Origin of the sequence: Streptomyces yatensis, assembly GCF_018069625.1 — a bacterium.
Classification (GTDB): domain Bacteria; phylum Actinomycetota; class Actinomycetes; order Streptomycetales; family Streptomycetaceae; genus Streptomyces; species Streptomyces yatensis.
The window spans coordinates 7,596,062-7,622,453 of sequence record NZ_CP072941.1 but is presented as its reverse complement, the minus strand read 5'-3'; the positions used below and the strand labels follow the sequence as shown (position 1 = coordinate 7,622,453).

Here is a 26,392-nt window from a genome sequence, read left to right as displayed (position 1 = left end):
GAGTAACGGCGTAGTTATGCGGCTCACCGTATGCCTGTCATCCTACGGCCGTTCCGAACAAAACGCCGAGGGCATAGGTCACACCCGCCGCCGCGCCGCCCAGCGCCAGCTGCCGCAACCCGCTGTACCACCAGGAACGGGCCGTCACCCGCGCCACCGCCGCACCGCAGCCGAAGAGCCCGATCAGCGCCAGCACCACGGCCGGCCACAGCGCCGTGGCGCCCAGCAGATACGGCAGCACCGGCAGCAGCGCGCCCAGCGCGAAGGAGCCGAACGAGGAGACCGCCGCGACCAGCGGTGAGGGCAGATCGTCCGGATCCACGCCCAGCTCCTCGCGGGCGTGTATCTCCAGCGCCTGCTCGGGGTCGCGGGAGAGCTGCTCGGCCACCTCACGGGCCAGCGCCGGCTCCACACCGCGCGACACGTAGAGCGCCGCCAGCTCCTCCAGCTCGTCCAGCGGGTGCTTGCGCAGCTCGCGCCGCTCCACCTCCAGCTCGGCCTGGACCAGCTCGCGCTGGGAGGCAACGGAGGTGTACTCACCGGCGGCCATGGAGAAGGCACCGGCCGCGAGGCCCGCAAGACCGGTGATCACGATGGTCTGCCGGTCCACGGCGCCGCCGGCCACGCCGGTCATCAGCGCGAGGTTGGAGACCAGTCCGTCCATGGCTCCGAAGACGGCGGGGCGCAGCCAGCCGCCGGTCACATCACGGTGGGTGTGGTTGTCGCGGTGGGCGATGTGCGGCGGCTCAGCGGCATCGATGACGGACATATGAAGATGTGCTCCCTTCGAGAAGGGTGTGGCGATGCGGCCTCACCCCAATGGTTCGAAGGTACGCACGAGTTACCCCGCTCCGCCAGCAAGGAAGGCCGAACTTACCTCGCTGACCTGCGGAAACGTAAAGAGGCCGCCGAAACCCCGAGGGGTCCGGCGGCCTATTGGACGTCCTGTGGGACGCGACGCGGCGCGCGCGTCAGGGTTTCTTGGAGGGCTCCGCCTCGGCGGCCACCGCACCGGTCTCCTCCGCGCCGCCGCTCCCGGCCGGAGCGCCGTCGCCCGTCTCGGTGGCGGTGGCCGGGGCCGGTCCGCCGCTCGCGTCCGCGCCGTCCTCGACCGCGGCGGGCTCGACGATCTCCTCGCGGCCGGGGGACTTCTTCGCGGAGATCACCAGATAGGCCACCGCGGCCAGGAAGACCACGACGGACGTCCAGTTGTTGAGCCGCAGCCCGAGCACATGGTGGGCGTCGTCCACCCGGAGGTACTCGATCCAGAAGCGGCCGACGGTGTACGACGCGACGTAGAGAGCGAACGCACGGCCATGCCCCAGCTTGAAGCGGCGGTCCGCCCAGATCACCAGGAGGGCCACGCCGATGCACCACAGCGACTCGTACAGGAAGGTCGGGTGGTAGGTGCCGGCCACCCGGCCCGCGTCGGCGTCGCCGTCGATCTTCAGCGCCCACGGCAGGGTGGTCTCCCTGCCGTACAGCTCCTGGTTGAACCAGTTGCCCCAGCGGCCGATCGCCTGGGCGAAGGCGATGCCGGGCGCGATGGCGTCCGCGTAGGCCGGAAGGGGGATGCCCCGGCGGCGGCAGCCGATCCAGGCGCCCAGCGCGCCCAGCGCGATGGCCCCCCAGATCCCCAGGCCGCCCTGCCAGATCTTGAACGCGTCCACCCAGTCACGGCCGTCGGTGAAGTACAGCTCGTAATCGGTGATGACGTGGTAGAGGCGGCCTCCGACCAGGCCGAAGGGCACCGCCCAGACGGCGATGTCGGCAACGGTGCCGACGCGGCCGCCCCGGGCGACCCAGCGCCGCCCGCCGAGCCAGACCGCGACGAAGACGCCGATGATGATGCAGAAGGCATAGCCGCGCAGCGGGACCGGACCGAGATAGATCACGCCGGACGACGGGCTGGGGATGTAAGCGAGGAGGTCCATGACAGGACCGACGCTACCGTGCCGGGCGGGAGATGCGGCAACCCACCCGGCAACGGCTGCGTAACAAGGATCAGTCCCGGGCCGCCGCGAGGACCATGCGCTTCAGCTTGTTGGGGCTCAGCGGCTTGTCGGGGTCGCCGTACACGGACTTCCCGCCCAGCAGCACGGTCGGCGTGGAGGCATAGCCGGAGTGGGCGAAGACATCGTTGGACTTGCGCACCCAGGCGTCGTGCCGGCCCTCCTCGACACACTTCCGGAAGGCGGCGGTGACCAGCCCGGGGACCTGGTCCGCGAGCTTGATCAGCCGGGCGTTCTTCGCGTAGCTGTCCCGGGTCTCCGGGGGCTGATGGCGGTAGAGCACATCGTGGTACGCCCGGAACTTCCCGGCGTCCCGGTCCTGGGCGCAGGCCGCGGCGTTCGCCGCGCGGACCGAACCGGTGCCGCCGAGGTTTCCGTCGATGATCGTCACCAGGTGGTACTCGACCTTCATCCGGCCCTGGTCCTGCAGCTCGTGGACGGTCTTGCGGAAGACGTCCTCGAACTGCTTGCACCCGGGGCACCGGAAGTCCTCGTACACCGTCAGGGTTACCGGGGCCGGCTTCCCGGCCTTGTCCGCCTGCCCGGCCTTCCCCGCCTTGTCCACCCTCCCCGAGGGGATCACCAGGCGCCCCTTGCCGACCGCTCCGCGCGGTGGCACCACGGAGCTGCCCGACTTGCCCGAGTCGTCTTCGCTCCTGGAGGCGACCATGCCGACCCCCACGGCCCCGGCGAGGACGGCCACCACCGCCCCCAGGACGCTCAGCGTCCGCTTCCGCTTCGCACGCGACCGCTCCCGCTCGCGCTGTTCCCTCAGGCGCTCTCGGGCGCCGCGCTTTCCCTCACGGTTTCTCTGGCTCACGCCCTCGCCAACGAGGCGGAGGAGCACCGCCGAGCTCCTCCGCCCCGTTCTTCCCTCTAACGAGCGACCCTCCAACGGGCGAGTCGCTAGCGGGCGGCGCGCACGCCTTCCGCCAGCTCACCCGCGAGCTCGCGCAGCCCCGCCAGACCGGCCTCGGTGTCGCCCTCGGCGTCCAGCAGCCGCTTGACGAAGGCCGAGCCCACGATGACCCCGTCGGCGAACGCCGCCACCTCGGCCGCCTGGGTGGCGTTGGAGACGCCGAGCCCCACGCAGACCGGGAGCGTGGTGGTGCCGCGGGTGCGCTCCACCAGCTCGCGCGCCTCCTGGCCCACCGATTCCCTCGTTCCGGTGACGCCCATCAGGGACGCCGCGTAGACGAAACCGCTGCCCGCCGCCGTGATCTTCGCCAGCCGCTCATCACGGCTGCTGGGCGCGACCACGAACACGGTCGCCAGACCGTGCTGCTCGGCGGCCTTCCGCCAGATCTCCGACTCCTGGACCGGCAGATCGGGCAGGATGCAGCCCGCGCCGCCGGCCTCGGCGAGATCGGCGGCGAACCGCTCGACGCCGTACCGGTCCACCGGGTTCCAGTACGTCATGCACAGGATCGGGGCGCCCGTCCGGGCGTGCACCTCCCCCACCGTGCGGATCACGTCGCGGATCTTGACCCCGCCGCGCAGCGCGATGTCGTCGGCGGTCTGGATCACCGGCCCGTCGAGCACCGGATCGCTGTGCGGCAGCCCGACCTCGACGATGTCGCAGCCGCCCTCGATCATGGCGGTCATCGCGTCCACCCCGCCGTCGATGGAGGGGAAACCGGCGGGCAGATAGCCGACGAGCGCGGCGCGCCCCTCGTCCTTCGCGGCCGCCAGGACGGATCCCAGCAGCTCCAGATTCCCGGCCATCACTTCGCTCCCTGGTCGCTCTGCTGGTCGTAGAGCCCGAAGTACCGAGCCGCCGTGTCCATGTCCTTGTCGCCGCGCCCGGAGAGGTTGACCAGCACCAGGCCCTCGCTCCCCAGCTCACGGCCGAGGTCCAGGGCGCCTGCCAGCGCGTGGGCGCTCTCGATCGCCGGGATGATGCCCTCGGTCTCCGAGAGCAGCCGCAGCGCCCGCATCGCCTCGTCGTCGGTGACCGCCCGGTACTCGGCGCGGCCGATGTCCTTCAGATACGCGTGCTCCGGCCCGACGCCGGGATAGTCCAGACCGGCCGAGATCGAGTACGGCTCGGTGATCTGGCCGTCCTCGTCCTGCAGCACGAACGACCGGGAGCCGTGCAGGATCCCGGGCTCGCCCTGGCTCAGGGTGGCCGCGTGCTCCCCGGTCTCCACACCGTGTCCGGCGGGCTCGAAGCCGACGATGCGCACGCTCTCGTCCGGCAGGAAGGCGTGGAACAGCCCGATCGCGTTGGATCCGCCGCCCACACAGGCCGCGACCGCGTCCGGCAGCCGCCCGGTCCGCTCCAGGATCTGCCGCCGCGCCTCCACGCCGATCACCCGGTGGAAGTCGCGCACCAGCGCCGGGAAGGGGTGCGGGCCGGCCACCGTGCCGAAGAGGTAGTGGGTGCGGTCCACATTGGCGACCCAGTCCCGGAACGCCTCGTTGATGGCGTCCTTCAGGGTGCGGCTGCCGGACGTCACCGAGATGACCTCGGCGCCCAGCATCCGCATCCGCGCCACATTGAGCGCCTGCCGCTGGGTGTCGACCTCGCCCATGTAGATGGTGCATTCGAGCCCGAACAGCGCGCATGCGGTGGCCGTGGCCACGCCGTGCTGACCGGCGCCGGTCTCGGCGATGACGCGGGACTTGCCCATGCGCTTGGTGAGCAGGGCCTGCCCCAGCACGTTGTTGATCTTGTGGGAGCCGGTGTGGTTGAGGTCCTCCCGCTTGAGGAAGACCCGGGCGCCCCCGGCGTGCTCGGCGAACCGCCGCACCTCGGTCAGCGCACTGGGCCGGCCGGTGTAGTTGACCAGCAGATCCTCGAGCTCGGCCGCGAAGGCGGGGTCCGTCTTGGCCTTCTCGTACTCGGCCGCGACCTCGTCGACGGCTGCGACCAGCGCCTCGGGGATGAACTTGCCGCCGAAGGGGCCGAAATAGCCCTCGGCGCTGGGCACTCGACCCTCCGGGTCGGGGATGAAGAAATCAGAGGACATGGGTGGTACTCCTCGATCGGGGCAGCGCCCCGCAACGGATGTGATGGGTGGAAGAGCCATGGCCCACCGGGCGGAAAGCCTCCGGTACGGCCCACGGCTACGGCCTGCGGCGCACGCTCAGCGCGTTGCCGTCCGACGCCATCGCCGCCCGTTGATCTGCCCCGGCTCACATCCGATGTGGTAGCGCACGCGCCGCCCCCGCACCCGCCGCGCGGGCGCGCGGCAGCCCCGGGGCCGACAGCCCCGGGCCAGGCGCGCGTACGTCTCCATGGTCCGCCGGTCCCGTCCCGTCAGTCCCGGCCGTGGCGCAGCGCCGGGTGGGCGCCCGCCGCCACCAGATCGGCCACCGCGGCCTTGGGGTCGCGCCCGGTCACCAGGGACTCGCCGACCAGCACCGCGTCCGCGCCGTCGTTCGCGTAGGCGATCAGGTCGTGCGGACCACGCACCCCCGACTCCGCGATCTTGACGATGTGGTCCGGGATCTCCGGTGCGACCCGGGCGAAGGTGGAGCGGTCCACCTGGAGGGTCTTGAGGTCGCGCGCGTTGACGCCGATCACCCGGGCCCCGGCGTCGACCGCCCGGACGACCTCGTCCTCGTCGTGCACCTCGACCAGCGGCGTCAGCCCGATCGACACGGCCCGCTCGATGAGCGAGACCAGCGCCTCCTGCTCCAGCGCGGAGACGATCAGCAGGATGACGTCGGCGCCGTACGCCCGCGCCTCCCACAGCTGGTAGGAGGTGACGATGAAGTCCTTACGGAGCACCGGAATGTCGACCTTGGCCCTTACGGCCTCCAGGTCGGCCAGCGAACCGCCGAAGCGCCGCTGCTCGGTCAGCACGCTGATGACGGACGCGCCGCCCGCCTCGTAGTCGGCGGCGAGCCCCGCGGGGTCGGCGATCGCGGCGAGCGCGCCCTTGGACGGGCTGGACCGCTTGACCTCGCAGATCACCTTGACGCTGTCGCCCTTGAGCGCCGCGACACCGTCCTTCGCCGGCCGGGCCTTGGCCGCCCGCTCCTTGAGCTCGTCGAGGGTGACGCGCGCCTGCCGCTCCGTGAGGTCGGCACGGACTCCGTCGATGATCTCGTCGAGCACACTCATCGAGCGGGCCCCCTTCCGTGACGGGGATGAAGCTGGCTTTGAATCCGCCGGGTGCGGCGGCATACCGCCTCACCTGGCACTGCGATGGTAGCCGCCACAGGGCCGAGGTCTCGCATCCGGTTGACGCGGTCGGCCCCCACATGCACATACACAACAGCGGTCACGGCGCCAGTAGTCCCCCGAACGGGAAATTCCGGACGATCGTGAAGACCAGGGCCACCGCGCCGAGCGCCCCCGCGTGCCACGGCCGCGCCGCCGGGAACCGTCCGCGCACACACCACACCGCCCAGCAGACGGCGAAGAGCGCGTAACAGCCGACGGCCAGGGCGTTGTCACGCAGCGCGGCCACCAGGTCGCCGTGGGCCAGGGCGTGGGCGCCGCGCAGCCCGCCGCAGCCGGGGCAGTACAGCCCGGTGAACCGCAGCAGCGGGCAGACGGGGTAGTGACCGGGCTCCCGGGGGTCGACGACGCCGACGTAGCCGAAGGCGGCGAGAACGCCCGCGAGCACCCCGAAAGGTGCCGCGAGACGCCGCGCCACGGGGGCCGGGGCGGTCGGCGGTGGTTCGGTCACACCGCCAAGTCTCCCCCGGGATCCACGAAGGCGCAGCTCAGGGCCGGTGCGTCGGCCTCCGTACGGCTCAGTGCCGAGCGCGGTGGAGGCGGGCGCGGCCCCGGGCCGCGCCCGGGCTCACTGCTGGGTCTGAGCCTGCGCCTGCGCCGTGGGCTTGGGCTGCGGGAGCGAGTGCTGCTCCTTGGGCAGGCCCAGCCCGGCCGCGCGCATCGCCGCGCCGACGACACCGCCGAGGGCGATGATCACCATGCCGGCCCAGAAGCCGAGCGGGTTGGCCGCCACGGTGAACGCGCCGGCGACGCAGAAGCCGATGAAGGCGATGGTGACACCGGTCCAGGCGGCCGGGGTGTGTCCGTGGTTGTGACCCGCCATGAATTCTCCTCGTAGCTGTACTGCGCCTGGTCCGGGCGCTCGGGGGCGAACGCTCCCAGGCCATTGTCCCCGACGCGCGAAATGCCCTTGAGCGGGGGTGGGCCTTGCGGTCCGGGACGGGACGGGGGCGCGAAGAAGCCGCTAGGCGCTCCGCGGGGAGTGCCACGAGGTGCGGTCGTTCATCCGCGGCTGTGTCGTGGCTGGTCCCACGCGGCGGAGCCGCATATCGACACAGCCCCGCGCCCCTCCGGGGCACGCCCGAACCGCACCGGACTTCATCGAGGCCGCCTAGGCGCCCCGCTCGGCGTCCTGCCGGGCCTGGGTCGGGGCCTGGTCCTGGTCCTGGGTCGGGGCCGGGGCCTGGGTCGGGTCCTCGCCCCGGTCCAGGGCCTTCCACAGCTCCTCGGGGCGGTCCGGGTCGGGGGCGGGGCCACCGCGCCGGGGGCGGGCCCGGCCCGCGGCGCCCGCGGTGCCCGCGCGCTCGTACCGCCCGGACATGGCCGGCCAGTGGCGGCCGTAGCCCAGGGCGAGCACGCCCGCGAGCAGCAGCAGCACGCCGCCGGCCGCGGCGACCCACGGCCAGGGGGTGTACGCCACGTCGTGGATGGGGCTGTGGGTCAGACCGCTCACCTTGGACGCCTTCTCCTCCAGCGCGGCCTTGTCGGTCGCGCCGAGGGCCGAGCTGACGACGATGCCCGCGCCGCTGAGGGCGAGCAGCGCCGAGACGGCGCCACGGCCCAGGCGGCGCACGGCGAAGATCGCGACCAGCGCGGCGAGGCCGACGATCGCCAGCGCGCCGGGCAGCCCGGTGATGTCATCGCCGTTGGCACTCTGCGGGAGAGAGCCCTGGGCGACGGAGGCGGTGCCCTCGGCCCACTTGCGGCTGGTGGCCAGCAGGACGAGGGCGGCGCCGAGCGCACCGGCGAGCAGGGCGATGGCAAGGCTGCTTCGGCGGCCGCGCGCGGCGGGGGCGGAGGGCTCGTTCTCGGCCCTGGGCTGGGGTACGGCTGCTGCAGTCACGCCTACCACTATCCCCCACCCGGGTACGGCACCGTCCCCGGGTGGGGGATATGGGAACTACCGGGAACTACCGCCCCAGCCGGCCCGCCGCGTGCACCGCCCGCAGCACCGCCGCCGCCTTGTTGCGGCACTCCGCGTCCTCGGCGGCCGGCTCGGAGTCGGCGACGATCCCCGCGCCCGCCTGCACATAGGCCGTGCCCTCGCGCAGCAGCGCGGTGCGGATGGCGATCGCGGTGTCGGAGTCGCCCGCGAAGTCGAGATAGCCGACACAGCCGCCGTAGAGCCCGCGGCGGCTCGGCTCCAGCTCCTCGATGATCTGCAGCGCCCGCGGCTTGGGGGCGCCGGAGAGGGTGCCCGCGGGGAAGCAGGCGGTGAGCACGTCGAACGCCGTACGGCCCTCGGCGAGGCTGCCGGTGACCGTCGAGACGATGTGCATGACGTGGCTGTAGCGCTCGACCGACATGAAGTCGACGACCTCCACGCTGCCGGGCTCGCAGACCCGCCCGAGGTCATTGCGCCCGAGGTCGACGAGCATCAGATGCTCGGCCCGCTCCTTGGGGTCGGCCAGCAGTTCCTCGGCGAGGGCGGCGTCCTCCTGCGGGGTGGCCCCCCGGGGGCGGGTACCGGCGATGGGATGCAGCATCGCCCGGCCGTCCTCGACCTTGACCAGGGCCTCCGGGCTGGAGCCCACCACATCGAAGCCCTCGAACCGGAAGAGGTACATATAGGGGCTCGGGTTGGTGGCGCGCAGCACGCGGTAGACGTCGAGGGCGCTGGCCGAGCACGGCGTCTCGAACCGCTGCGAGGGGACGACCTGGAAGGCCTCGCCCGCGCGGATGCGCTCCTTGATTTCGTCCACGGCCGCCATGAAGTCCTCGCCGCCCCACAGCGCGGTGTACTCGGGCAGCTCGGACTCGGGCAGCGCGGTGGGGTCGGTCGGCACGGGGCGCACCAGGTCGGCGGCCATCGCGTCGAGCCGGGCCACGGCGTCCGCGTACGCCTCGTCCACCCCGGTGTCGAGGTCGTTGTGGTTGATCGCGTTGGCGATCAGCAGCACGGTGCCGTCCCAGTGGTCCAGCACCGCGAGGTCCGAGGTGAGCAGCATGGTCAGCTCGGGCAGGCGCAGATCGTCCCGCCCGTGCTCGCCGACCTTCTCCAGGCGGCGGACGATGTCGTAGCCGAGGTAGCCGACCATGCCGCCGGTGAACGGCGGGAGCTGGACCAGGCCCCCGAGGTCGCGGGGGGTGTGCAGGGTCTCCACGGTGGCGCGCAGCGCCTGGAGGGGGTCGCCCTCGGTGGGCACGCCGACCGGCGGGGTGCCCAGCCAGTGGGTGCGGCCGTCGCGTTCGGTGAGGGTGGCGGAGCTGCGGACGCCGATGAAGGAGTAGCGGGACCAGGAGCGGCCGTTCTCGGCGGATTCGAGGAGGAAGGTGCCGGGGCGCTCGGCGGCCAGCTTGCGGTAGAGGCCCACGGGGGTGTCGCCGTCCGCGAGCAGCTTGCGGCTGACGGGGATGACGCGGCGATCGGCCGCCAGCTTGCGGAAGGTCTCGAGATCCATCGTGACAACGTCCTGGGTCAAGGGCTGGGGAGCCCGGCGGGCGGGTGCGGTGATGGGGCGGATGCGGTGCCGGCCGGTCCGGCGGCCGGACTCCGGACTGCCGGACTCCGGACTGCCGGACTCCGGACTGCCGGCCGGGCTACGGGCCGAGCGGGAGGTCGTCGGCGTCGAAGCAGGTGCGGTCGCCGGTGTGGCAGGCGGCGCCGACCTGGTCGACCTTGACGAGGATGGTGTCGGCGTCGCAGTCGAGGGCGACCGACTTGACCAGCTGGACATGGCCGGAGGTGTCGCCCTTGACCCAGTACTCCTGGCGGCTGCGGCTCCAGTAGGTGCAGCGGCCGGTGGTGAGGGTGCGGTGCAGCGCCTCGTCGTCCATCCAGCCGAGCATCAGCACCTCACCGGTGTCGTACTGCTGGGCGATGGCGGGCAGCAGCCCGTCGGCGCCGCGCTTGAGGCGGGCGGCGAGGGCCGGGTCGAGGGCGGAGGGGCGGTCGGAGCCGGTCATGCGACCATTCTGCACGCCCGGAGGGGGGTCTTTGCGAATGATCTCCGCCGGGCCGGTATGCCGGGCCCGATGGTCGGGTTGTCGGTGGAATGGGGCATGCTTCGGGCATGACGTTTCCGCCGCCGTCGAATGACCCCAACCGGCCTGGAAACGGCGGGGGGTTCGGTCCACCGCCGCAGCCGCATGAGCAACCACCGTCTCAGCCCCAGCAGCCTCCGCGGCAGCCGCAGCAGGGCTTCGGGCCGCCGCCCGCGGCGGATGGGCCCGCGCGGCCGGGCGAGCCGGGGCCGCAGGCCCAGCCCGGTCCGTACGCCCAGCCGGGGCCGTACGCCCAGCCCGGTCCGCCCGGGCAGCCGAGCGGCGGTTTCGGCCCGCCCGCCCCACCGGCCCTGCTGCCCGGCGGGCCGCCCCCGGGCGCGCTGCCGCCGGGGGCGATACCCCCGGGCGCGCTGCCGCCTCCCCCGCCGGCCGGCCCCGGTGGTTCCAAGGTCGCGGCGATCGTCATCGCGGCGGTGGTGGCCGTGGCGGTGGTCGTCGGCGCGATCGTCATCGGGACGAAGGACGACGGGGACAAGAAGACCTCGGCCGGCGCCGGCCCGTCCGCCTCCGCCTCGGACCGCCCCCTCTCCTCGCCCTCGGACGGCGGGGCGTCCGCCGCCCCGCCGGGCTCGGAGGACCCCGGTCAGGGCGCGCCGCTGGGCGGCGGAAGCGATGCCCCCGACGCGGATCCGGACACCTCCGATTCGGCCGCCCCGGACGCGTCGGAGTCCGGCGAGCCCGGTGACAAGGTGCCGTATGTGGTGCTCGACCCCGGCCAGTGCTTCGACCACCCGGCGATGGACAGCAGCGTCACCAAGGTCGAGAAGCGCTCCTGCCACGGCCCGCACGACGGCGAGGTGATCGCCAACGAGAAGCTGAGCGGCGACTTCTCCTCCGAGAAGGCGATTCAGACCAAGGCGCTGTCGCTGTGCGGTACGGACGCCAAGAAGCGGCTCAAGACCATCCCCAACGACGGCCGGATGTATTACTACTACGCGCTGTATCCCGCGCTGGGCACCTACTCCATCCAGGGCGAGGACCAGGTCTCCTGCGCGCTCACGCTGAGCGCCGCACGCGACGGCAAGAAGCTGAGCAAGCCGCTGCCGGGATAGGCCCGGCAGCCCCTCCGGGATGGGCCCGGGCGGGGCGGCCCCGGCGGGCGCGCGGCGGCGCTCCTCATGGCAGCGGGCGGGCCCCGGCCGTAGGGTGGACGTATGTCCACTCACGCGAAGCGCGAACGCCTGCTCCTCGCCGACCTCTTGGACGGCGCGGGCCCCGGGGCCCCGACGCTGTGCGAGGGCTGGAACACCCGCGATCTGGCGGCCCATCTGGTGGTCCGTGAGCGCCGCCCCGACGCGGCCGCCGGGGTGCTGGTCAAGCCGCTGGCCGCGCGGTTGGCCCGGGTCCAGGAGGAGTTCGCGGCGAAGCCGTACGAAGAACTGCTCCAGCTCTTCCGCACCGGTCCGCCGCGGATGTCGCCGTTCGCGCTGAAGCAGGTGGACGAGGCGGCCAACAGCTTCGAGTTCTACGTCCACGGCGAGGATGTGCGCCGCGCCCGCCCGGAGTGGACACCGCGCGAGCTGGACCCGGTCTTCGCCGACACGCTGTGGTCCCGTATCGAGCGCGGCGCCCGGATCTTCGGCCGCCGCTCCCCCGTCGGCCTGGTGCTGCGGCGCCCGGACGGCCGTACGGCGGTGGCCCACCGCGGCGTCCCGGTCGTCACGGTCACCGGCGAACCGGGCGAGCTGGCGCTCTTCCTCAGCGGCCGTCAGGAGGCCGCCCGGGTCGAGCTGGAGGGCGACAAGGAGGCCGTGGCCGCGGCGCGTGAGGCCAAGCTGGGCGTCTGAGCCCGTGGTGCGTCTCCGCCGCCCTGCGGGCATGCGGGGACGCACCGGGATTCCCTAACAGGTCTCGCGGACGTAATCCTCACCGTCGTCGGTCGAGACGTCCTCGTCCCGCAGGACGATGCTGAGCCGGTCGCCCCAGCCCTCGCAGGCCTTGGCGAAGCCCTCCTCGCCGTACTCGACCACCACCACATGGTCGTCGTAGGCCTTGGCGAACTCACCGCACTCGTCGTACTGGCCGCACTCCTCGACCACCGCGAAGTCCAGCCCGGCCGCCTTGCGGTCGGGGAGGAGCTCCGCGGTGTTCTTCTGCGCGATGGCCAGCCCCTGGGCGTGCGCGTGCTCGGACAGCAGGGCCATGAACTCCTTGGCGTGACTGGCGGTCAGCAGCTTCTGGGAGCGCTCGTAGCTGTCGTAGTTGTCGGGCTCGACGGCGTCGAAGCCGTCCTTGGCACAGCCGTCGATCCAGCCGTTGACCTTCTCCGCCACGCGCTCGCGCTTCTTGGCGGTGCTGATGTCGAGCAGCGGTTCCTTCCAGTGGGTGTCGATGACGAGATCGCCGTCGCGGTCCCGCAGCAGCAGGTCGTCGGGCCACTGGTCGCGCTCGCCCGGCTGGACCTGGAAGGCGTTGACGTAGCAGATGTTGTACAGCCCGTCCGCCGGGGAGTCCGCGCGGTCGCGGCTGACGATGTCGACGCCCTTCGGCGGGGTGTACTCGCCGCCGATCTGGTAGTCGAAGCCGCCGTGGACGGGCGGCAGCGCCACTTCGGACGCGCTGGCCCCCGAGGACATGGACACGGCCACGACGGCGGCCGCGGCGGCCGCGGCCGCCGCCACCGACGCGAGGACCCAGCGGCGACGAAGGCGGGCGGCATGGCTGGCTGGCATGAAAGCTCCAACACTCGCGGGTAACGGCCCCGCCTCGGATGGCATCCGCCGTCCTGGCGACTGAGTCCGGGCTCGGGACCGGAACCGGGCCCCCTACCGGCTGGGCGTACCTCTTGGGCGGCACGGGGGCGGTACACCCGTGCGGCAGTTGCGATCAAAGCGGCCCCCGCCAGCGGCGTCAAGTCGACAGCTACCGGGACCGACTCACGCCCAACCACCACTGTTACCCCCGTTGACCGGCGACAGTTCCGGCTCGCTGGGGCGAGGCGCCCAAGGGGCGGTGCGTGGTCACTGCCACTCCGGAGGAGTACGAGCGGTGGATGATCCGCGACTGCGCCCACTGCGGCCGTCGAGCCTCGAAGTCCGCCGAGTGGTCGGACGGTCCGATCTGCCCGACCTGCTACGAACGGGCGACGCACGTCCGCGGCCTCTGCCCGTGTTGCGGCACCGATCGGCTGCTGCCGGGTCGAGACACCGGTGGCACACCGATCTGCCGAGACGCCTGGCACGCCGAGAACCTGGCCACCCGCCGTCCGTCTCAGTCATTCCTGCGGTGGTGCATGAAGACCGGCCGGATGCCCCGCCTCACGCTGCCGCCCGTGCAAGCCCCGGCCCCCGTTATTCGCGAAGGCACTCGGCTATCACGACAAGACCGCCACTCGCCTGGTCACCGAAGCCGGCGGCACCTGGAGCCGATACGCCTCCGGCAATCATGAACTCCGCCGACAACGGACAATGCCGGGATGACTCGACCCAGAATCCGTGTCGCCGCATACGTGATCCGACATCGCGCCGTCCCCGAGCTGCTGGTGTTCGATCACATCGGTATGCCGGAGGCCGGCACCCAGGTCCCGGCGGGAGGAGTCAAATCAGGCGAAGGACTGGAAGAAGCGGTTCTTCGAGAGGTCGCCGAGGAGACCGGTCTGCTCACAGCCACAGTGGTCCGGCAGATCGCTGTTGAGGACAAGCCTCACCCCGACACGGGACAGCCACGACGAACCGGCTTCTTGCACCTCCAGGCACCCGCAGACACCGCCAATGAGTGGGAGCACCACGTCCACGACGACGGAGACGACGCTGGCCTCACCTTCGCCTGCCGGTTCCTCTCACTTCCCCTGAAGCAACCACTGGCCGACGATCAAGACGCATGGCTGGGCCGCATCGACCCGCGCTGGACCACCGCTACCGGCCACAGTCAGTAATCAGGAGCCGGAGTCCGCTGAATACGCGACACCTCGACATGCGGGCTTACCAGTCCCGAGGCCGCACATGCCTGGACACGTGTACACCAGTTCGGGACCGCTCGGTGTGGCGGAACCCTGCTGTTCACCAACCGATCCCGAATCCGCAGTACCCTGTTCCTCTCAGGCCCTCTCAGTAAGCGCGCAGAGAAACGGGCCGTTAGTGGCGGGAGACCCGCTGTTGACCCCTGAGACTCGCGTGAGCGCGTAACGCAGTCCTCAGCTCGACCACTTCAGTAGGTGGTCGGACTGAGGCTGCCCGCCACCAGTTCGACCACCAGGAAGGTCAACTGGTGGACTGGAACGCCATCACTCTCACTGTGCTCGCAGTCTTCGGCCTGCTGAGCTTGTTCGTGACGTTGCTTATTCAGCTCGTCAATCAGCTTCCCGACCTCTTCCAAGCTGTACGTAGGGCGCTGTCGGCGCTGAAGTCCGGCGAAGACGACACTGCTGAGTGAGCCCCACAACAGTCGGGCCGCCCTGAAGCTGAGGTCCGGGGAGTGGCACAGGAAACCGCTCAACCGACCTTCGTGGGTACTCCTGTTCGAGCGGTACCCCCGCGCGGCCCCTACTGGGCGCTCGCGACCGGGCGCACCACGATCTCGTTGACGTCGACCTCGGCCGGCTGACCGATGGCGTACGCGATGGCGTCGGCGATCGCGGACGCGGGCAGGGCCACCGAGCGGTAGGTCTTCATGGCCTCACGGGCCGCCGGATCGGAGATGGAGTCGGCGAGTTCGGACTCGGTCACGCCCGGGGAGACCAGGCTGACCCGGATGTCACCGGCCGATTCCTGGCGCAGCCCCTCGGAGATGGCGCGCACGGCGAACTTGGTGGCGCAGTACACCGCCGCCGTGGGCGACACCTCGTACGCGCCGACCGAGGCGATGTTCACGACATGCCCGCCACCCTGCTCCTTCATCACCGGCAGCGCCGCGGCGATGCCGTACAGCACACCGCGCACATTCACATCCAGCATCCGGTCCCACTCGTCGACCTTCAGCGCCTCGAGCGGCGACAGGGGCATCGCCCCGGCGTTGTTGACCACCACATCCACCCGCCCGAACCGCTCCCGGGCAGCCGCCACGAAGGCCCGCATGTCCCCGGCCGCGGTGACATCCAGCCGCTGGTACGCCGCGCTGCCGCCCTCCGCGGTGATCTGCCCGGCCAGCTCCCCCAGCCGCTCGGTCCGCCGCGCCCCCAGAAACACCCGGTGCCCCTCGGCGGCGAGCCGACGCGCGGTCGCCTCACCGATCCCGCTGCTGGCCCCGGTGATGAGCACGACCTTGCCCGTCTCGGTAATGACGTTCATGGCGATATCCTTTTCGCTCCTGATCCCGTTTCCCCCTGCCCCACCGAGTCTGGGCAGGTCAGCGGGCCAGTACCAGGACGGGCTTCTCCTGGGTGCGCCGCACCCCGTCAGCGCGCCGACGCTGCCCTGCGACCTGCGGCCTGCTGGCGGAGCGGGTCACACCACGATGGCGCGGTACCCGAGTGCCGCGTCGACGATGTCCTCAGCGGAAGCGTTCAGCGGGTCGGCGGGAGGGTGGAAGATCATGTCGGTGACGCGCGGATGAGCGTCACCTTGAAGACCCGTCATGTGCGCCATTGCACCCTCCTCACGGAACATCTCTAGACATCTCCAGTGAAGCGGCGCATCTCTAGAGATGTCAAACCCGCCCAAAGCTGCCCCGGATTGCTCAAACAAGCGAGCGGACACCTAGGGTGTCTCTAGAGAAGATCGGAGGGTGGTCGGTGACAGCGGGGCAGGGCAGCGGCGGAGAGCGCAAGTACCAGCGGATCGCCAACGAACTCAAGGCGGCGATCACTGCTGGGGAGTACCGGCCGGGTGATCGTTTGCCCGGCGAGAACGAGCTGATGACCACCTACCAGGTCGCTCGTATGACCGCCCGACAGGCGCTGAGCGTGCTGCAGAGCGAAGGCATCGCGGAAGCCCGCAAGGGCGCCGGGGTCTTCGTACGCACCTTTCGGCCACTACGGCGGCGCGGCATTCAACGTCTCGCCCAAAGCCAATGGGGAGCGGGACGGTCGGTCTGGTCGGCCGATCTGGACGAGGACCGGGAACTCGTCGTGGACAGCATTGCGGTGACGGAGAAAGAGGCTCCGAGTCATATCGCCGCCGTTCTCGGGCTCGGAAGCAGCGACCGGGCCTGTACCCGCAGTCGCCGCTTCGTTCTGGACGGCAAGCCCGTCCTGCTGTCCACGTCGTACTTTTCAGCCTCCCTCGTGGCAGGCTCGGCCATCACCCAGGAGGACAGCGGCGCCGGCGGCGTCTACGCGCGGCTCGCCGAACTCGGCCATGCGCCCGCCCGCTTCCGCGAGGAGATCCGGTCGCGCATGCCCTCCGCGACCGAGGCCCAGGACCTGCGGCTCCCCGGTGGAACGCCCGTCTTTCTCGTATGCCGCACGGCTTTCACCGAGGACGGAACGGCCGTTGAGGTCAATGAAATGGTGCTCGACGCGGGGTCGTACATCCTCGAATACGAGTTTCACGCCTGAGCGCGTGGGAGGGCTCGTGGACGACTGCGTTTTCTGCCGCATCGTGGAAGGCGTCGAGCCCGCGCGCATCGTCTACTCCGATCAGGAAACGGTCGCCTTCCTCCCGCTCATTCCAGCCGTTGCGGGTCACGTCCTGGTCATCCCACGGCAGCATGTGCGGGATGCCTGGGAGCTGGACGAGCCGACGAGTTTCGCGCTCACGCGTGTCGTACGCCAGGTCATGCACGCGGTGCGGACCGCGTTCGAGCCCGAAGGGATGAACATCATCACCTCGGTCGGCTCGGTGGCGACACAGAGCGTCATGCACGTACACGTGCACATCGTTCCCCGCAACGAGAACGATCGCATGGGCCGCATCTGGCCGCCGCCGCAGAGTTCGCCCCCCGAACACCTGGACCAACTGGCCGAGCGCCTGCGCGTTGCTGTGCGGAGTTCAGCCGAGAACGACGGCGAGCAGCACGGCGAGGTGCGCGACCCCGATCCCGCCGTAGAAGAGCGAGAGAGTGACTGAGAAGGTGGCCTGCCACCACCGCACCTGGCCCGCGCAGGGGTACGGATTCATGGAAAAGAGCTCCACCTCGGCACCTGGCTTCCGCGCTTGATCGTAGAGCTTGCGGAACAGCCGCTCCTGCCACAGGAAGTAGCCGTCGAGAAACCAGAACGCCACCAGGGGAACAAAGGCCGTCGCGGCCACCGACCAGCGCGAACCTTCGGCGGCGAATGCCAGCAGCCCTGCGGCCAGTGTCAGGCACCAGCCCTTGACCAGGAAGGAATTGTTGCCGAGCCGGGTGATGACAGCCTGGATGAACTCCAGGTGCTTGACCTGGTCCTGGCTGAGCATCGGCCGGCTGCCGAGTATCCCCGTCGGTTCCGCTTCGCTTGTCACCCGACGAGAGTGTAATTCCTCGCCGATAGGCATACTGGAGGACCGTTGGCCTGGTGCAGGGGGGTACATGGAGACGGTGTCGGGCGCTCCGGAGAAGGTCGACTTCTTCATCAGTTACGCCGGAGTGGAGCGGGCCTGGGCCGAATGGGTCGCCTGGCACCTCCAGCAGCACGGCTTCAGCGTGGAGTTCGATCACTGGCACTGGCAGGCGGGGGACAACACCACGCTGCGCATGAGTGACGCACTGGCCCGCGCCGACAGGTTCCTCGCGTTGCTGTCACGGTCGTACTTCGAGCGCCCCCGGTACACCCGGGACGAGTGGACCGCCGCCTTCGACGACCGTGAGCGGGGGACGGGCGGCTTCATCCCCATGCACGTGGCCGAGCTGGAGAAGAGCGAGATCCCCGATCTGCTCCGCCCGATCAAGGCCGGCATCTTGTACGGGAAGAGCGAGGAGGAGGCGCTCACGGAACTGCTGAGCGCCGTCGGTCAGCCCGCGGGGCCGCAGGGTAAGCCCGGCTTCCCCGGTTCGGCGGCCACGCTCGGAGACCGGGACGAAGCGGCCCCCCGGTTACCCGCGTCCACGCCCAAGGCGTCGAACGTCCCGCCCCGGCTCCCCCTGTTCACCGGCCGGGACGAGGTACTCGACCGCATCCGTACGACCTTTCAGTCCCGGTCCCCCGTCCAGGCGTTGCACGGCATGGGCGGCGTGGGCAAGACACAGACCGCGGCCGAGTACTGCCATCGCTTCGCCTCCCAGTACGACACGGTGTGGTGGCTGGATGCCGAGCAGACCGTCACGCTCGACAGCCAGCTCGCGGACCTGGCCCATACGCTCAAGACGGTGCCCGCCACCATGCCGGTGGCGGACGCCGCCCAAAGCGCCCGCCAGTATCTGCGCACGAGCGGTCGATGGCTGCTGGTCTTCGACAACGCGGAGGACCCCGACACCTTCAGGAGCCTCCTCCCCGAGGGCGGCGGCCATGTGCTGATCACCTCGCGCGACCCGGGCTGGCACAGTGCCGCCACTCCCATGGACATCGGCCTCTTCGCGCGCGCCGAGTCCCGGTCCCTGCTGGCCGCGTATGTACCCAAGCTCCCGCAGACCGAGGCCGATCGACTCGCCGAGGCCCTTGGGGATCTTCCACTCGCCCTCGCCCAGGCGGGTGGCCTCATCGCCACCTCCGGCTTCTCCGTGGACACCTACCTCAAGGACCTCACTGCCACCAGCCGCCTCCTCGATCGCAGTGCCCCGATCACCTACCAGCACAAGACGCTCGGCGCGGCCGTACGACTGTCGTCGGATCACCTGGACCGCACCGACCCCGCGGCCTCGGAGCTCCTCCGGATCTGTGCCTTTCTCGCCCCCGAGCCCATCCCGCTTGACGCATGGCTCACCAAAGCGGGGGTCGAGCTGCCGCCCTCGTTGAACGGCCTGGTCGGAGATCCGGTAGCGGTCGCCGACTCCATTGCCGCGATGGCCAGGCTTGGGCTGGTGCGGCCCCAACACGGCGGGCTGACGATCCACCGCCTCACGGCGGCGATCCTGCGAGACAACCCCGAACCCAGGACCGCCGAAGCGGCACACGAACACGCACGGGACCTTGTCATCAGCGTGAGACCGAACAATGAAGGGAGGGACCCGGCGGCCTGGAGTGAGTGGGCTGGAATCCTCCCCCATGTTCTAGCGCTCAGCGAGGCCTGGACCCAGGACGATGCCATGCGGCAGCTCTCCCTTGACGCAACGCTGTACCTACTGCTTCGAGGCACGACGAGCGCCGCACACGATTCCGCCCGGATGCTTCATGAACATTGGTCGAATCAGATCAGCCGCGGCCATCCACATTTTCTGAGTGCCGCCGCCCTCCTCACTGACACCCTTAACGGGCTCGGCCGGTACCAAGAAGCTCTTGCCATAATTCAGCAGGCCATTGAGGTCAGTCAGCACACTGTGGGCGAGGACAGTCGGGAAATCCTAGTGGCTAAGACTTCCTTGGCCAGCGCGCTGACCGAAGTGGCCGACTACCAACAGGCTCGGCAGATTGAAGAAGAGGTCCTCGCGAAACGTCGCTCCCTCCTTGGCTTGGATCACCGGGATACGCTCATGTCCGGCAACAATCTGGCAGTGACAATGAGCCTTCTCGGGCATCACCGTGAGGCGTACGCGCTCAAGGAAGACGTTCTCGCGCGCCAGCGCAGAACTCTTGGGTACGACCATCCAGACACTCTCACCAGTGCTGGAAACCTTGCCACCACGCTGGGCGACCTGGGCCTGCATGCCGAAGCGAAGGAACTCCTCGAAGACACACTCGACCGGAGCCGTGCGACCCTCGGAGAGGAGCACCCTTCCACTCTCGCCTCCGCGCAGTATCTGGCGTCGACCCTGAACGACCTTGGTCAGCACGAGCAGGCCCGAGCTCTCAGGGAGGACGTCCTCAGCCGACAGTGCAAGGTCCTCGGCGAGGATCATCCGGACACCCTCGCCTCGCACGGCAACCTCGCCTTGAGTCTGGATGCTCTGGGCGAGCACGTTCAGGCGCGCGCGATGCTCCAGGACACGCTCAACCGCAAACGCAGAGTCCTCGGTCGCGGTCACCCCCGCACCCTGATCACTGCCCACTACCTCGCCCATAACCTGGGGACCCTCGGCCAACATGTTCTGGCACGTGCACTGCTCCAGGACACACTCGACCACGCGCGAGGGGTCCTCGGCGATCACCATCCCGAGACCCTCTCCATATCCAATAGCCTCGCCAGTGCCCTCGGCGCTCTCGGGCACCGAAAAGAAGCACGGGCGCTTCTGGAGAAAACCCTCGAAGGGCGGCGCAGAACCCTCGGCGAAGACCACCCCCAGACGATGAACACAGCCAACCAACTCGCCAGCTACAAGAAGGTCTTCGGGGTGCGCAAGAAAAAGATCCGCCGCCCGTAGACCACGACAGGGAGCACACAACCGATGGGCCGACAGCATTCCTACCGCGCCACCGTCCGGTGGACCGGCAATACCGGTTCGGGGACGAGTGGTTACCGGGGCTACGAGCGGTCGCACGACATTCTCGGGGACGGTAAGCCGGCCCTGCGGGGCAGCGCCGATCCGGCATTTCTGGGAGATCCGGGGTGCTGGAATCCGGAGGAGTTCCTGCTGGTCTCGCTCTCGCAGTGCCACATGCTGACGTACCTGTCCGTATGCGCCCGGGACGGGGTGCGGGTCACTGCGTACGAGGACGTGGCCACCGGGGTCATGGAGGAGGCGGCCGGGCACAGTGGGCGCTTCACCGAGGTGGTGCTCAATCCGGTGGTCAGCGTCGCGGACGCGGCGATGGTGGAGCGAGCGCGTTCGGCGCACCATGACGCCCATCAGGCGTGCTTCATCGCCAATTCGGTCAACTTTCCCGTCCGTCACGAGCCGACCGTCCGGGTCGGCTGAACCGGGTCCGCTGAGCCGGGTCCGCTGAGCCGGATCGGCTGAGCCGCGTTCGGCTGCGCTCAGGCCGCCGTCAGCGTGGGGTAGTCCGTGTAGCCGGTCTCCCCGCCCACGTACATCAGATAGGCGTCCCGGATGGGGTTGAGCGGGGCGCCGGTGCGCAGGCGGGCGACCAGGTCGGGGTTGGCCAGGAAGGTGCGGCCGAGGGCGATCAGGTCGGCTCCGGCGGTCAGCAGCCGTTCGGCCTGGCGCATGCCGCCGTCGGCGGGGACGCCGTCGCCGGGCAGTGACGGGTTGGCGATCAGCGTGGCGGGCCAGGCGGCGCGGAGTTCCCGGAAGAGGGGGTGGTCCGGTTCGGCGCGGACGATGTGGAGGTAGGTGAGGCCGGTGTCCGCCAGTTCCTTGATGAGGGCGGGGTAGAGGGTCTCGGTGTCGCCCTCCTCGATGCCGTTGACGGTGGATCCGGGGGAGATCCGCAGGCCCACCCGCTCGGGGCCGATCGCGTCGGCGACGGCGTGGACCACCTCGGCCACGAACCGGATGCGCCCCGCCACCGAGCCGCCGTAGGCATCGGTGCGGCGATTGGTGTTCCGGGCCAGGAACTGGTGGAGGAGGTAGCCGTTGGCGGCGTGCACCTCCACTCCGGCGAAGCCCGCGTCGAGGGCGTTGCGCGCGGCGGTGGCGAAGTCGGCGACGGTGGAGCGGATCTCCTCGACCGTCATTTCGCGCGGTACGACGGCCTCTTGGTGGCCGCCGGGGGTGAAGATCGTGTCCGGGAGCGGGACCGGCGAGGGAGCCACCGGGGTCAGCCCGCTGGTGTCCGGGTGGCCGACCCGGCCGCCGTGCTGCAGTTGGAGGAACATCCGGCCACCCGCCGCGTGCACCGCGTCGGTCACCCGCCGCCATCCGGCCACCTGTGCCGCGCTGTGGATCGCGGCGATGTCGGGGTAGGTCTGCCCCACCGCGTTGGGCGTGGCGGCCTCGGCGACGATCAGCCCGGCCGTGGCGCGCTGGGCGTAGTAGGTGGCCATGATCGGTTCGGGTACGCCGTCGGCGGCGGCGCGGTTCCGGGTCATGGGCGCCATCACCAGGCGGTTGGGCAGCTCCAGCCGGCCCAGGCGGGCCGGTTCGAAGAGGCGGGGTATCCGGGGTGTGTGCGTCATGCCGGTACGGTAGAACTTGACATTGGTGTCAGATTCAAGTCCTCAGATTCAAGTCCCCGGTTCATGTCCCTGGCTTCAAGTTCCCGGATTCAAGCCCCCCGGATTCATGTCCCGGATTCACGTCCCGGCCCGGCAGACGAGGTGACCATGCGGATCGGCGAACTGGCTCGGCGCACCACCGTGAGCGAGCGCTCGCTGCGCTATTACGAGAAGCAGGGGCTGATGACGGCCGAGCGTACGCCGGGCGGTCATCGCGACTACCCCGAGGGCGCGGTGGACCGGGTGATCCGCATCCAGGAGCTCTTCGCCGCGGGGCTGTGCAGCGAGAAGATCGCCCAACTGCTCCCCTGTATGCGCGATGCGGACGGCGGCCCGTCCCGGCGGGCCAACGCCCAGCTGGTCTCCGACCTCACCACGGAGCGGCAGCGCATCAACCGGATGATCGACGACCTGCTCCGCTCCCGCGATGTCCTGGACGAGGTGATCGCGACGGCGTCGGAGGCCGTCGAGCCGCCCGCTCGGTAACCGACGAACCGCCCGCCCCGGAAGGGGTGTGGCGCAGGTCACGGGAACTACCTCCGCCGTGCGGAGAGGCACGGGTGTGAGGTGTAAACAACATGAGCGATGACCTGCGAGCGCGGGTACGAGCGGGTGACCGCGAGGCGTTCGCAGAGCTCTACGCAGAGTACGCGCGTGCGGTCTACAACCATGCCTACCGGCTGACCGGCGACTGGTCGGTGGCCGAGGAGGTGATGGGGGACACGTTCCTCGACGCCTGGCGTACCCGAGCGCAACTGGAGCCGGGCGACGGCACGCTGAAACCGTGGCTGCTGGGCGTGGCGACGAACAAGGCCCGCAACGCCAACCGCGGCATCGGCCGGCGCCTGGCCTTCCTGGCCCGCCGTCCGGCGCCCGCCCCGGTGGCGGACTTCGCCGACGAGACCGCCGGGCGGATCGACGACGCCCGCCGGCTCGCCGCCGTGCGCACGGTGTACGGCCGGCTGCGGCGCGGCGAGCAGGAGGTGCTGGCGCTGTGCGTGTGGTCCGGGCTGGACTACGCGCAGGCCGCCCAGGCGCTGGGGATTCCGGTGGGCACCGTGCGCTCGCGGCTGTCCCGGGCCCGCGCCCGGCTGCGCAAGCTCGCCGATCAGCGGCTCGCGGAAGAAAAGCCGGAACCGCCACGCCGTCGCGGAGAGGTACAGCGTGGGGCCGCGTTCGCGGCCCTGCCCTATCAGGAGTTTCAGGAGGAACCCCGATGAACGCCGCTGGCTCCGGGCCCGACCGGGCCGAGCACGAGAAAGCGGAGCGCGAGGAAGCGGAGCGCGAGGAACTGGCCCGGCTGCTTCCCGCCCCGGCCGAGCGGGACGTTCCTTCCGAGCCCTACCTCCACCACAAGGACCGTTTGATGCAGCACATCGATGACGACCAGAACCGCACCACCGCCCCCGCCCCCGCCCGGAAGGCCCGGCCGCGGCTGCTGCGCCCCGCGCTGGTGATGCCCGCCGCGGCCCTGGCGCTGGCCGGGGCGCTGGCCGTCACCTTCACCGGGGGCGGAGGGTCCGGCGACAGCGCCGCCCAGCCCCGCGAGACCGCCACCGTCCTGCTCGACCGGATCGCCGGGACCGCGGCGAAGTCGGACGTCCGGCCGGTGCGGCAGGACCAGTTCGTCTACGTCAAGAGCGTGACGGCGGGGGCCGAGATGAAGGAGGACGGCTCCTCGAAACTGGAGCCGCGCCATGAGCGCGAGGTCTGGATGTCGCAACAGGTGAAGCGGATCACCAAGACCGGCGAGATAAAGGAAGACGGGGAGTGGGGCCGGATGGCCGAGTTGGGCGGGTCCCCGGCGGGCCTCTACCGCCCCACGTACCAGTGGCTGGCGTCCCTGCCGACCGACCCGGACGCCCTACTCAAGGAGCTGTACCGAATGGCCGAACCGGACGAGGGCGTGGAAAAGGCACAGGCCGTCTTCGGCCGGATCGGCTCCTGCCTGGGTGAGACGGTGATGCCGCCGGAGAACGCGGCTGCTCTCTACAAGGCCGCCGCGAAGATCCCCGGGGTGACGCGGAAGGAGGACGCGGTGGACGCGGCGGGCCGCCATGGGGTCGGCATCGCCCGTGTCGACAAGAGGTCGGGGGAGGCCACCGAGTGGGTCTTCGACCGGGACAGCCTGACCCTGCTCGGTGAGCGCAGCTACCTGACGAAGGACGTCAGGGCGGGCAAGAAGGGCGACGTCATGGAGAAGACGGCGTACCTGAAGCGCGGGATCGTCGACCACTACCGCGAGCGGCCGACCAGCTGAGACGGCACCGGTGGCGGGGGATCACCATGCGGTGGTCCCCCGCCACCGTGACGTACCTCAGCGGACCGGGTGCCCCGCGTCCCGCAGCGCGCCCTTGACCTGGCCGATGCGCAGATCGCCGAAGTGGAAGACGGAGGCGGCCAGCACCGCGTCCGCGCCCGCGGCGACCGCCGGCGGGAAGTCGGCCAGCTTGCCTGCGCCGCCGCTGGCGATGACCGGGATGGTCACGTGCTTGCGGACGGCCTCGATCATGGCCGTGTCGTAGCCGTCCTTGGTGCCGTCCGCGTCCATCGAGTTCAGCAGGATCTCCCCGGCGCCCAGCTCGGCCGCGCGGTGGGCCCATTCGACGGCGTCGATGCCGGTGCCGCGGCGGCCGCCGTGGGTGGTGACCTCGTAGCCGGAGGGCGTGTCCGTCCCTTCGGGACAGCGGCGGGCGTCGACCGAGAGGACGAGCACCTGGCTGCCGAAGCGCTGGGAGATCTCGCGGATGAGCTCGGGGCGGGCGATGGCGGCCGTGTTGACGCCGACCTTGTCCGCCCCGGCGCGCAGCAGCTTGTCGACGTCCTCCGGGGTGCGGACGCCCCCGCCGACCGTCAGCGGGATGAAGACCTGCTCGGCGGTGCGGCGGACCACGTCATAGGTGGTCTCGCGGTCGCCGGAGGAGGCGGTGATGTCGAGGAAGGTCAGCTCGTCCGCGCCCTCCTCGCCGTAGACCTTGGCCATCTCGACCGGGTCGCCCGCGTCGCGCAGATTCTGGAAGTTGACGCCCTTGACGACCCGGCCGTTGTCCACGTCCAGGCAGGGGATGACTCGGACCGCCAGGGTCATGACTGTCGTGCTCCTCGGAATGCTTCCAGTTCGACTTCCACCAGCACCCGCGAATCGACGAAACCGGACACCACGACCAGCGTCGCGGCCGGGCGCACGGCGTCGAAGAGCTCCTTGTGGGCGCGGCCCACTTCGTCCACGTCGCGGGCGTGGGTGAGATACATACGGGTGCGGACCACCGATTCGACGCCCAGGTCGAACCTCTTCAGCGCGTCCAGCGCATGGCGGAAGGCGGCGAGCGTCTGCTCGTACGGATCCCCCTCGCCCTCCAGTACGCCGCGCTCCGCCAGCGGCATCGTCCCGGCGACGAGCACCAGGTCACCGACCTCGACGGCCCGGGCGAACCCGATGGTCTCCTCCCAGGGGCTTTCGGTCTGGACCCGCCGCGCGGACTCGGGTGAGGTCATACGGATACCGCCTCCAACGCCTCTTCCAAGGTGAACGCCTTGGCGTAGAGTGCCTTGCCCACGATGGCGCCCTCGACACCTTCCGGTACCAGAGTCGCAAGGGCACGCAGGTCGTCGAGTGAGGAAACGCCGCCGGAGGCGACGACCGGCTTTTCGGTCGCGGCGCAGACGTTGCGCAGCAGCTCCAGGTTGGGGCCCTGGAGGGTGCCGTCCTTGGCGATGTCGGTGACCACGTAGCGGGCGCAGCCCTCGGAGTCGAGGCGAGCCAGCGTCTCGTACAGATCGCCGCCGTCCCGGGTCCAGCCGCGGCCGCGCAGCGTGGTGCCGCGCACATCGAGGCCCACCGCGATGAGGTCGCCGTGCTCGGCGATGACCTTGGCGACCCATTCCGGGGTCTCCAGGGCGGCCGTGCCGAGGTTCACCCGGGCGCAGCCGGTGGCCAGGGCGGCGGACAGCGAGGCGTCGTCGCGGATGCCGCCGGACAGCTCGACCCTGAGGTCCATGGCGCGGGCCACCTCGGCGATCTGCTCACGGTTGTCCCCGGTGCCGAAGGCGGCGTCGAGGTCCACCAGGTGCAGCCATTCGGCGCCCGCCCGCTGCCAGGCCAGGGCGGCCTCCATCGGGTCGCCGTACGACGTCTCGGAGCCGGACTCGCCATGGACGAGGCGGACGGCCTGGCCGTCGCGGACATCGACGGCGGGGAGGAGTTCGAGGCGGTTCGAGCGCATGCGGACAACCTTCGG

31 protein-coding genes are annotated in these 26,392 nt (G+C 70.6%); 11 read left to right on the top strand and 20 right to left on the bottom strand.

The window, feature by feature from the left end; translation table 11 throughout:
- Positions 1-37: 37 nt before the first annotated feature.
- The 12 genes from J8403_RS31785 to hisI form a co-directional block, all read right to left on the bottom strand.
- Positions 38-769 (bottom strand): VIT1/CCC1 transporter family protein, encoded by a 732-nt coding sequence (locus J8403_RS31785; RefSeq protein ID WP_211126173.1) that lies wholly within the window; start codon positions 767-769, stop codon positions 38-40.
- 202 nt (positions 770-971) lie between these two features.
- Positions 972-1,934 (bottom strand): prolipoprotein diacylglyceryl transferase, encoded by a 963-nt coding sequence (lgt, locus tag J8403_RS31780; RefSeq protein ID WP_211126172.1) that lies wholly within the window; start codon positions 1,932-1,934, stop codon positions 972-974.
- 70 nt (positions 1,935-2,004) lie between these two features.
- Positions 2,005-2,832, bottom strand: a complete 828-nt coding sequence (locus tag J8403_RS31775) for a DsbA family protein (RefSeq protein WP_211126171.1) — start codon at positions 2,830-2,832, stop codon at positions 2,005-2,007.
- 86 nt (positions 2,833-2,918) lie between these two features.
- Positions 2,919-3,737 (bottom strand): tryptophan synthase subunit alpha, encoded by an 819-nt coding sequence (trpA, locus tag J8403_RS31770; protein ID WP_211126170.1) that lies wholly within the window; start codon positions 3,735-3,737, stop codon positions 2,919-2,921.
- On the bottom strand, positions 3,737-4,984 hold the full coding sequence (gene trpB, locus J8403_RS31765) for a tryptophan synthase subunit beta (protein WP_211126169.1): 1,248 nt from the start codon (positions 4,982-4,984) through the stop codon (positions 3,737-3,739). The genes trpA and trpB overlap by 1 nt, the downstream gene beginning before the upstream one ends.
- A 117-nt stretch (positions 4,985-5,101) precedes the next feature.
- Positions 5,102-5,254 (bottom strand): tryptophan biosynthesis modulator TrpM, encoded by a 153-nt coding sequence (trpM, locus tag J8403_RS44820; RefSeq protein WP_372458418.1) that lies wholly within the window; start codon positions 5,252-5,254, stop codon positions 5,102-5,104.
- Between the two features lie 20 nt (positions 5,255-5,274).
- A complete protein-coding gene (gene trpC / locus J8403_RS31760) occupies positions 5,275-6,084 on the bottom strand; it encodes an indole-3-glycerol phosphate synthase TrpC (RefSeq protein WP_059144997.1) in 810 nt (269 codons plus the stop codon).
- A 160-nt stretch (positions 6,085-6,244) separates the two neighbouring features.
- A complete protein-coding gene (locus J8403_RS31755; RefSeq protein WP_211126168.1) occupies positions 6,245-6,655 on the bottom strand; it encodes a DUF2752 domain-containing protein in 411 nt (136 codons plus the stop codon).
- Positions 6,656-6,772: 117 nt separating this feature from the next.
- Complete coding sequence (locus tag J8403_RS31750; protein ID WP_211126167.1) at positions 6,773-7,027, bottom strand: HGxxPAAW family protein; 255 nt, start codon at positions 7,025-7,027, stop codon at positions 6,773-6,775.
- Between the two features lie 288 nt (positions 7,028-7,315).
- Positions 7,316-8,047 (bottom strand): TIGR02234 family membrane protein, encoded by a 732-nt coding sequence (locus J8403_RS31745; protein ID WP_246586081.1) that lies wholly within the window; start codon positions 8,045-8,047, stop codon positions 7,316-7,318.
- 67 nt (positions 8,048-8,114) lie between these two features.
- The gene (locus J8403_RS31740) at positions 8,115-9,605 is read right to left on the bottom strand and encodes an anthranilate synthase component I (RefSeq protein WP_211126166.1); all 1,491 of its coding nucleotides are present in this window, start codon (positions 9,603-9,605) and stop codon (positions 8,115-8,117) included.
- 139 nt (positions 9,606-9,744) lie between these two features.
- Positions 9,745-10,110, bottom strand: coding sequence for a phosphoribosyl-AMP cyclohydrolase (gene hisI / locus J8403_RS31735; protein ID WP_211126165.1), 366 nt, complete (start codon positions 10,108-10,110; stop codon positions 9,745-9,747).
- 107 nt (positions 10,111-10,217) lie between these two features.
- Between hisI and J8403_RS31730 the strand changes: the two genes are divergently transcribed.
- Together J8403_RS31730 and J8403_RS31725 are read left to right on the top strand one after the other, a co-directional pair.
- The gene (locus J8403_RS31730) at positions 10,218-11,261 is read left to right on the top strand and encodes a hypothetical protein (protein WP_211126164.1); all 1,044 of its coding nucleotides are present in this window, start codon (positions 10,218-10,220) and stop codon (positions 11,259-11,261) included.
- Positions 11,262-11,363: 102 nt separating this feature from the next.
- Complete coding sequence (locus J8403_RS31725; RefSeq protein ID WP_211126163.1) at positions 11,364-11,996, top strand: TIGR03085 family metal-binding protein; 633 nt, start codon at positions 11,364-11,366, stop codon at positions 11,994-11,996.
- Between the two features lie 54 nt (positions 11,997-12,050).
- Here J8403_RS31725 and J8403_RS31720 read toward each other — a convergent pair whose 3' ends face one another.
- Complete coding sequence (locus J8403_RS31720; protein WP_211126162.1) at positions 12,051-12,881, bottom strand: endo alpha-1,4 polygalactosaminidase; 831 nt, start codon at positions 12,879-12,881, stop codon at positions 12,051-12,053.
- A 743-nt stretch (positions 12,882-13,624) separates the two neighbouring features.
- Here J8403_RS31720 and J8403_RS31715 point away from each other — a divergent pair.
- Entirely contained in the window at positions 13,625-14,083 is a 459-nt protein-coding gene (locus tag J8403_RS31715; protein WP_211126161.1) for an NUDIX hydrolase, read from the top strand.
- Positions 14,084-14,415: 332 nt separating this feature from the next.
- Positions 14,416-14,580, top strand: a complete 165-nt coding sequence (locus J8403_RS31710) for a hypothetical protein (protein ID WP_211126160.1) — start codon at positions 14,416-14,418, stop codon at positions 14,578-14,580.
- Positions 14,581-14,690: 110 nt separating this feature from the next.
- On the opposite strand, the gene J8403_RS31705 is transcribed toward J8403_RS31710, so the two are convergent.
- On the bottom strand, positions 14,691-15,434 hold the full coding sequence (locus J8403_RS31705) for an SDR family oxidoreductase (RefSeq protein ID WP_211126159.1): 744 nt from the start codon (positions 15,432-15,434) through the stop codon (positions 14,691-14,693).
- A gap of 156 nt (positions 15,435-15,590) precedes the next feature.
- Positions 15,591-15,722 carry a hypothetical protein gene (locus J8403_RS44430; RefSeq protein WP_281427955.1) on the bottom strand — a complete coding sequence of 44 codons (132 nt, stop codon included), beginning with the start codon at positions 15,720-15,722 and terminating at the stop codon, positions 15,591-15,593.
- A gap of 155 nt (positions 15,723-15,877) precedes the next feature.
- Here J8403_RS44430 and J8403_RS31700 point away from each other — a divergent pair, with 155 nt between their 5' ends.
- Together J8403_RS31700 and J8403_RS31695 are read left to right on the top strand one after the other, a co-directional pair.
- Positions 15,878-16,642 carry a GntR family transcriptional regulator gene (locus J8403_RS31700; protein WP_211128530.1) on the top strand — a complete coding sequence of 255 codons (765 nt, stop codon included), beginning with the start codon at positions 15,878-15,880 and terminating at the stop codon, positions 16,640-16,642.
- Positions 16,643-16,658: 16 nt separating this feature from the next.
- A complete protein-coding gene (locus tag J8403_RS31695; protein WP_211126158.1) occupies positions 16,659-17,153 on the top strand; it encodes an HIT family protein in 495 nt (164 codons plus the stop codon).
- On the opposite strand, the gene J8403_RS31690 is transcribed toward J8403_RS31695, so the two are convergent.
- Entirely contained in the window at positions 17,076-17,528 is a 453-nt protein-coding gene (locus J8403_RS31690) for a hypothetical protein (protein ID WP_246586080.1), read from the bottom strand. The two genes, J8403_RS31695 and J8403_RS31690, sit on opposite strands and share 78 nt — an antisense overlap.
- A gap of 67 nt (positions 17,529-17,595) precedes the next feature.
- Here J8403_RS31690 and fxsT point away from each other — a divergent pair, with 67 nt between their 5' ends.
- On the top strand, positions 17,596-20,460 hold the full coding sequence (fxsT, locus tag J8403_RS31685; RefSeq protein ID WP_211126157.1) for an FxSxx-COOH system tetratricopeptide repeat protein: 2,865 nt from the start codon (positions 17,596-17,598) through the stop codon (positions 20,458-20,460).
- Between the two features lie 24 nt (positions 20,461-20,484).
- Positions 20,485-20,955 (top strand): OsmC family protein, encoded by a 471-nt coding sequence (locus J8403_RS31680; RefSeq protein WP_211126156.1) that lies wholly within the window; start codon positions 20,485-20,487, stop codon positions 20,953-20,955.
- 59 nt (positions 20,956-21,014) lie between these two features.
- Here the strand turns inward: J8403_RS31680 and J8403_RS31675 are convergent, their stop codons facing one another.
- Positions 21,015-22,115, bottom strand: coding sequence for an alkene reductase (locus tag J8403_RS31675; protein ID WP_211126155.1), 1,101 nt, complete (start codon positions 22,113-22,115; stop codon positions 21,015-21,017).
- 147 nt (positions 22,116-22,262) lie between these two features.
- Here J8403_RS31675 and J8403_RS31670 point away from each other — a divergent pair, with 147 nt between their 5' ends.
- The 3 genes from J8403_RS31670 to J8403_RS31660 all read left to right on the top strand — a co-directional run bounded on the left by J8403_RS31670 (position 22,263) and on the right by J8403_RS31660 (position 24,414).
- Positions 22,263-22,640, top strand: coding sequence for a MerR family transcriptional regulator (locus J8403_RS31670; protein WP_211126154.1), 378 nt, complete (start codon positions 22,263-22,265; stop codon positions 22,638-22,640).
- Positions 22,641-22,732: 92 nt separating this feature from the next.
- Positions 22,733-23,374: an RNA polymerase sigma factor gene (locus tag J8403_RS31665; RefSeq protein WP_211126153.1), complete on the top strand. Its 642-nt coding sequence runs from the start codon at positions 22,733-22,735 to the stop codon at positions 23,372-23,374.
- Entirely contained in the window at positions 23,371-24,414 is a 1,044-nt protein-coding gene (locus J8403_RS31660) for a CU044_5270 family protein (protein ID WP_211126152.1), read from the top strand. Before J8403_RS31665 ends, J8403_RS31660 begins: the two co-directional genes overlap by 4 nt.
- A gap of 57 nt (positions 24,415-24,471) precedes the next feature.
- Here the strand turns inward: J8403_RS31660 and hisF are convergent, their stop codons facing one another.
- The 3 genes from hisF to priA are packed head-to-tail and all read right to left on the bottom strand — an operon-like array spanning position 24,472 to position 26,377.
- On the bottom strand, positions 24,472-25,242 hold the full coding sequence (gene hisF / locus J8403_RS31655) for an imidazole glycerol phosphate synthase subunit HisF (RefSeq protein WP_211126151.1): 771 nt from the start codon (positions 25,240-25,242) through the stop codon (positions 24,472-24,474).
- Positions 25,239-25,649, bottom strand: coding sequence for a RidA family protein (locus J8403_RS31650; RefSeq protein ID WP_211126150.1), 411 nt, complete (start codon positions 25,647-25,649; stop codon positions 25,239-25,241). The genes hisF and J8403_RS31650 overlap by 4 nt, the downstream gene beginning before the upstream one ends.
- Positions 25,646-26,377 (bottom strand): bifunctional 1-(5-phosphoribosyl)-5-((5-phosphoribosylamino)methylideneamino)imidazole-4-carboxamide isomerase/phosphoribosylanthranilate isomerase PriA, encoded by a 732-nt coding sequence (gene priA, locus J8403_RS31645; RefSeq protein WP_211126149.1) that lies wholly within the window; start codon positions 26,375-26,377, stop codon positions 25,646-25,648. Before priA ends, J8403_RS31650 begins: the two co-directional genes overlap by 4 nt.
- Between the last annotated feature and the right edge of the window lie 15 nt (positions 26,378-26,392).

Coding starts and splice junctions, on each gene's coding strand:
- J8403_RS31785 (WP_211126173.1), bottom strand. CDS start 769: ATGTCCGTCATCGATGCCGCTGAGCCGCCGCACATCGCCCACCGCGAC.
- lgt (WP_211126172.1), bottom strand. CDS start 1,934: ATGGACCTCCTCGCTTACATCCCCAGCCCGTCGTCCGGCGTGATCTAT.
- trpA (WP_211126170.1), bottom strand. CDS start 3,737: ATGGCCGGGAATCTGGAGCTGCTGGGATCCGTCCTGGCGGCCGCGAAG.
- trpB (WP_211126169.1), bottom strand. CDS start 4,984: ATGTCCTCTGATTTCTTCATCCCCGACCCGGAGGGTCGAGTGCCCAGC.
- trpM (WP_372458418.1), bottom strand. CDS start 5,254: ATGGAGACGTACGCGCGCCTGGCCCGGGGCTGTCGGCCCCGGGGCTGC.
- trpC (WP_059144997.1), bottom strand. CDS start 6,084: ATGAGTGTGCTCGACGAGATCATCGACGGAGTCCGTGCCGACCTCACG.
- J8403_RS31750 (WP_211126167.1), bottom strand. CDS start 7,027: ATGGCGGGTCACAACCACGGACACACCCCGGCCGCCTGGACCGGTGTC.
- J8403_RS31740 (WP_211126166.1), bottom strand. CDS start 9,605: ATGGATCTCGAGACCTTCCGCAAGCTGGCGGCCGATCGCCGCGTCATC.
- hisI (WP_211126165.1), bottom strand. CDS start 10,110: ATGACCGGCTCCGACCGCCCCTCCGCCCTCGACCCGGCCCTCGCCGCC.
- J8403_RS31730 (WP_211126164.1), top strand. CDS start 10,218: ATGACGTTTCCGCCGCCGTCGAATGACCCCAACCGGCCTGGAAACGGC.
- J8403_RS31725 (WP_211126163.1), top strand. CDS start 11,364: ATGTCCACTCACGCGAAGCGCGAACGCCTGCTCCTCGCCGACCTCTTG.
- J8403_RS31720 (WP_211126162.1), bottom strand. CDS start 12,881: ATGCCAGCCAGCCATGCCGCCCGCCTTCGTCGCCGCTGGGTCCTCGCG.
- J8403_RS31715 (WP_211126161.1), top strand. CDS start 13,625: ATGACTCGACCCAGAATCCGTGTCGCCGCATACGTGATCCGACATCGC.
- J8403_RS31705 (WP_211126159.1), bottom strand. CDS start 15,434: ATGAACGTCATTACCGAGACGGGCAAGGTCGTGCTCATCACCGGGGCC.
- J8403_RS44430 (WP_281427955.1), bottom strand. CDS start 15,722: ATGACGGGTCTTCAAGGTGACGCTCATCCGCGCGTCACCGACATGATC.
- fxsT (WP_211126157.1), top strand. CDS start 17,596: ATGGAGACGGTGTCGGGCGCTCCGGAGAAGGTCGACTTCTTCATCAGT.
- J8403_RS31680 (WP_211126156.1), top strand. CDS start 20,485: ATGGGCCGACAGCATTCCTACCGCGCCACCGTCCGGTGGACCGGCAAT.
- J8403_RS31675 (WP_211126155.1), bottom strand. CDS start 22,115: ATGACGCACACACCCCGGATACCCCGCCTCTTCGAACCGGCCCGCCTG.
- J8403_RS31670 (WP_211126154.1), top strand. CDS start 22,263: ATGCGGATCGGCGAACTGGCTCGGCGCACCACCGTGAGCGAGCGCTCG.
- J8403_RS31665 (WP_211126153.1), top strand. CDS start 22,733: ATGAGCGATGACCTGCGAGCGCGGGTACGAGCGGGTGACCGCGAGGCG.
- J8403_RS31660 (WP_211126152.1), top strand. CDS start 23,371: ATGAACGCCGCTGGCTCCGGGCCCGACCGGGCCGAGCACGAGAAAGCG.
- hisF (WP_211126151.1), bottom strand. CDS start 25,242: ATGACCCTGGCGGTCCGAGTCATCCCCTGCCTGGACGTGGACAACGGC.
- J8403_RS31650 (WP_211126150.1), bottom strand. CDS start 25,649: ATGACCTCACCCGAGTCCGCGCGGCGGGTCCAGACCGAAAGCCCCTGG.
- priA (WP_211126149.1), bottom strand. CDS start 26,377: ATGCGCTCGAACCGCCTCGAACTCCTCCCCGCCGTCGATGTCCGCGAC.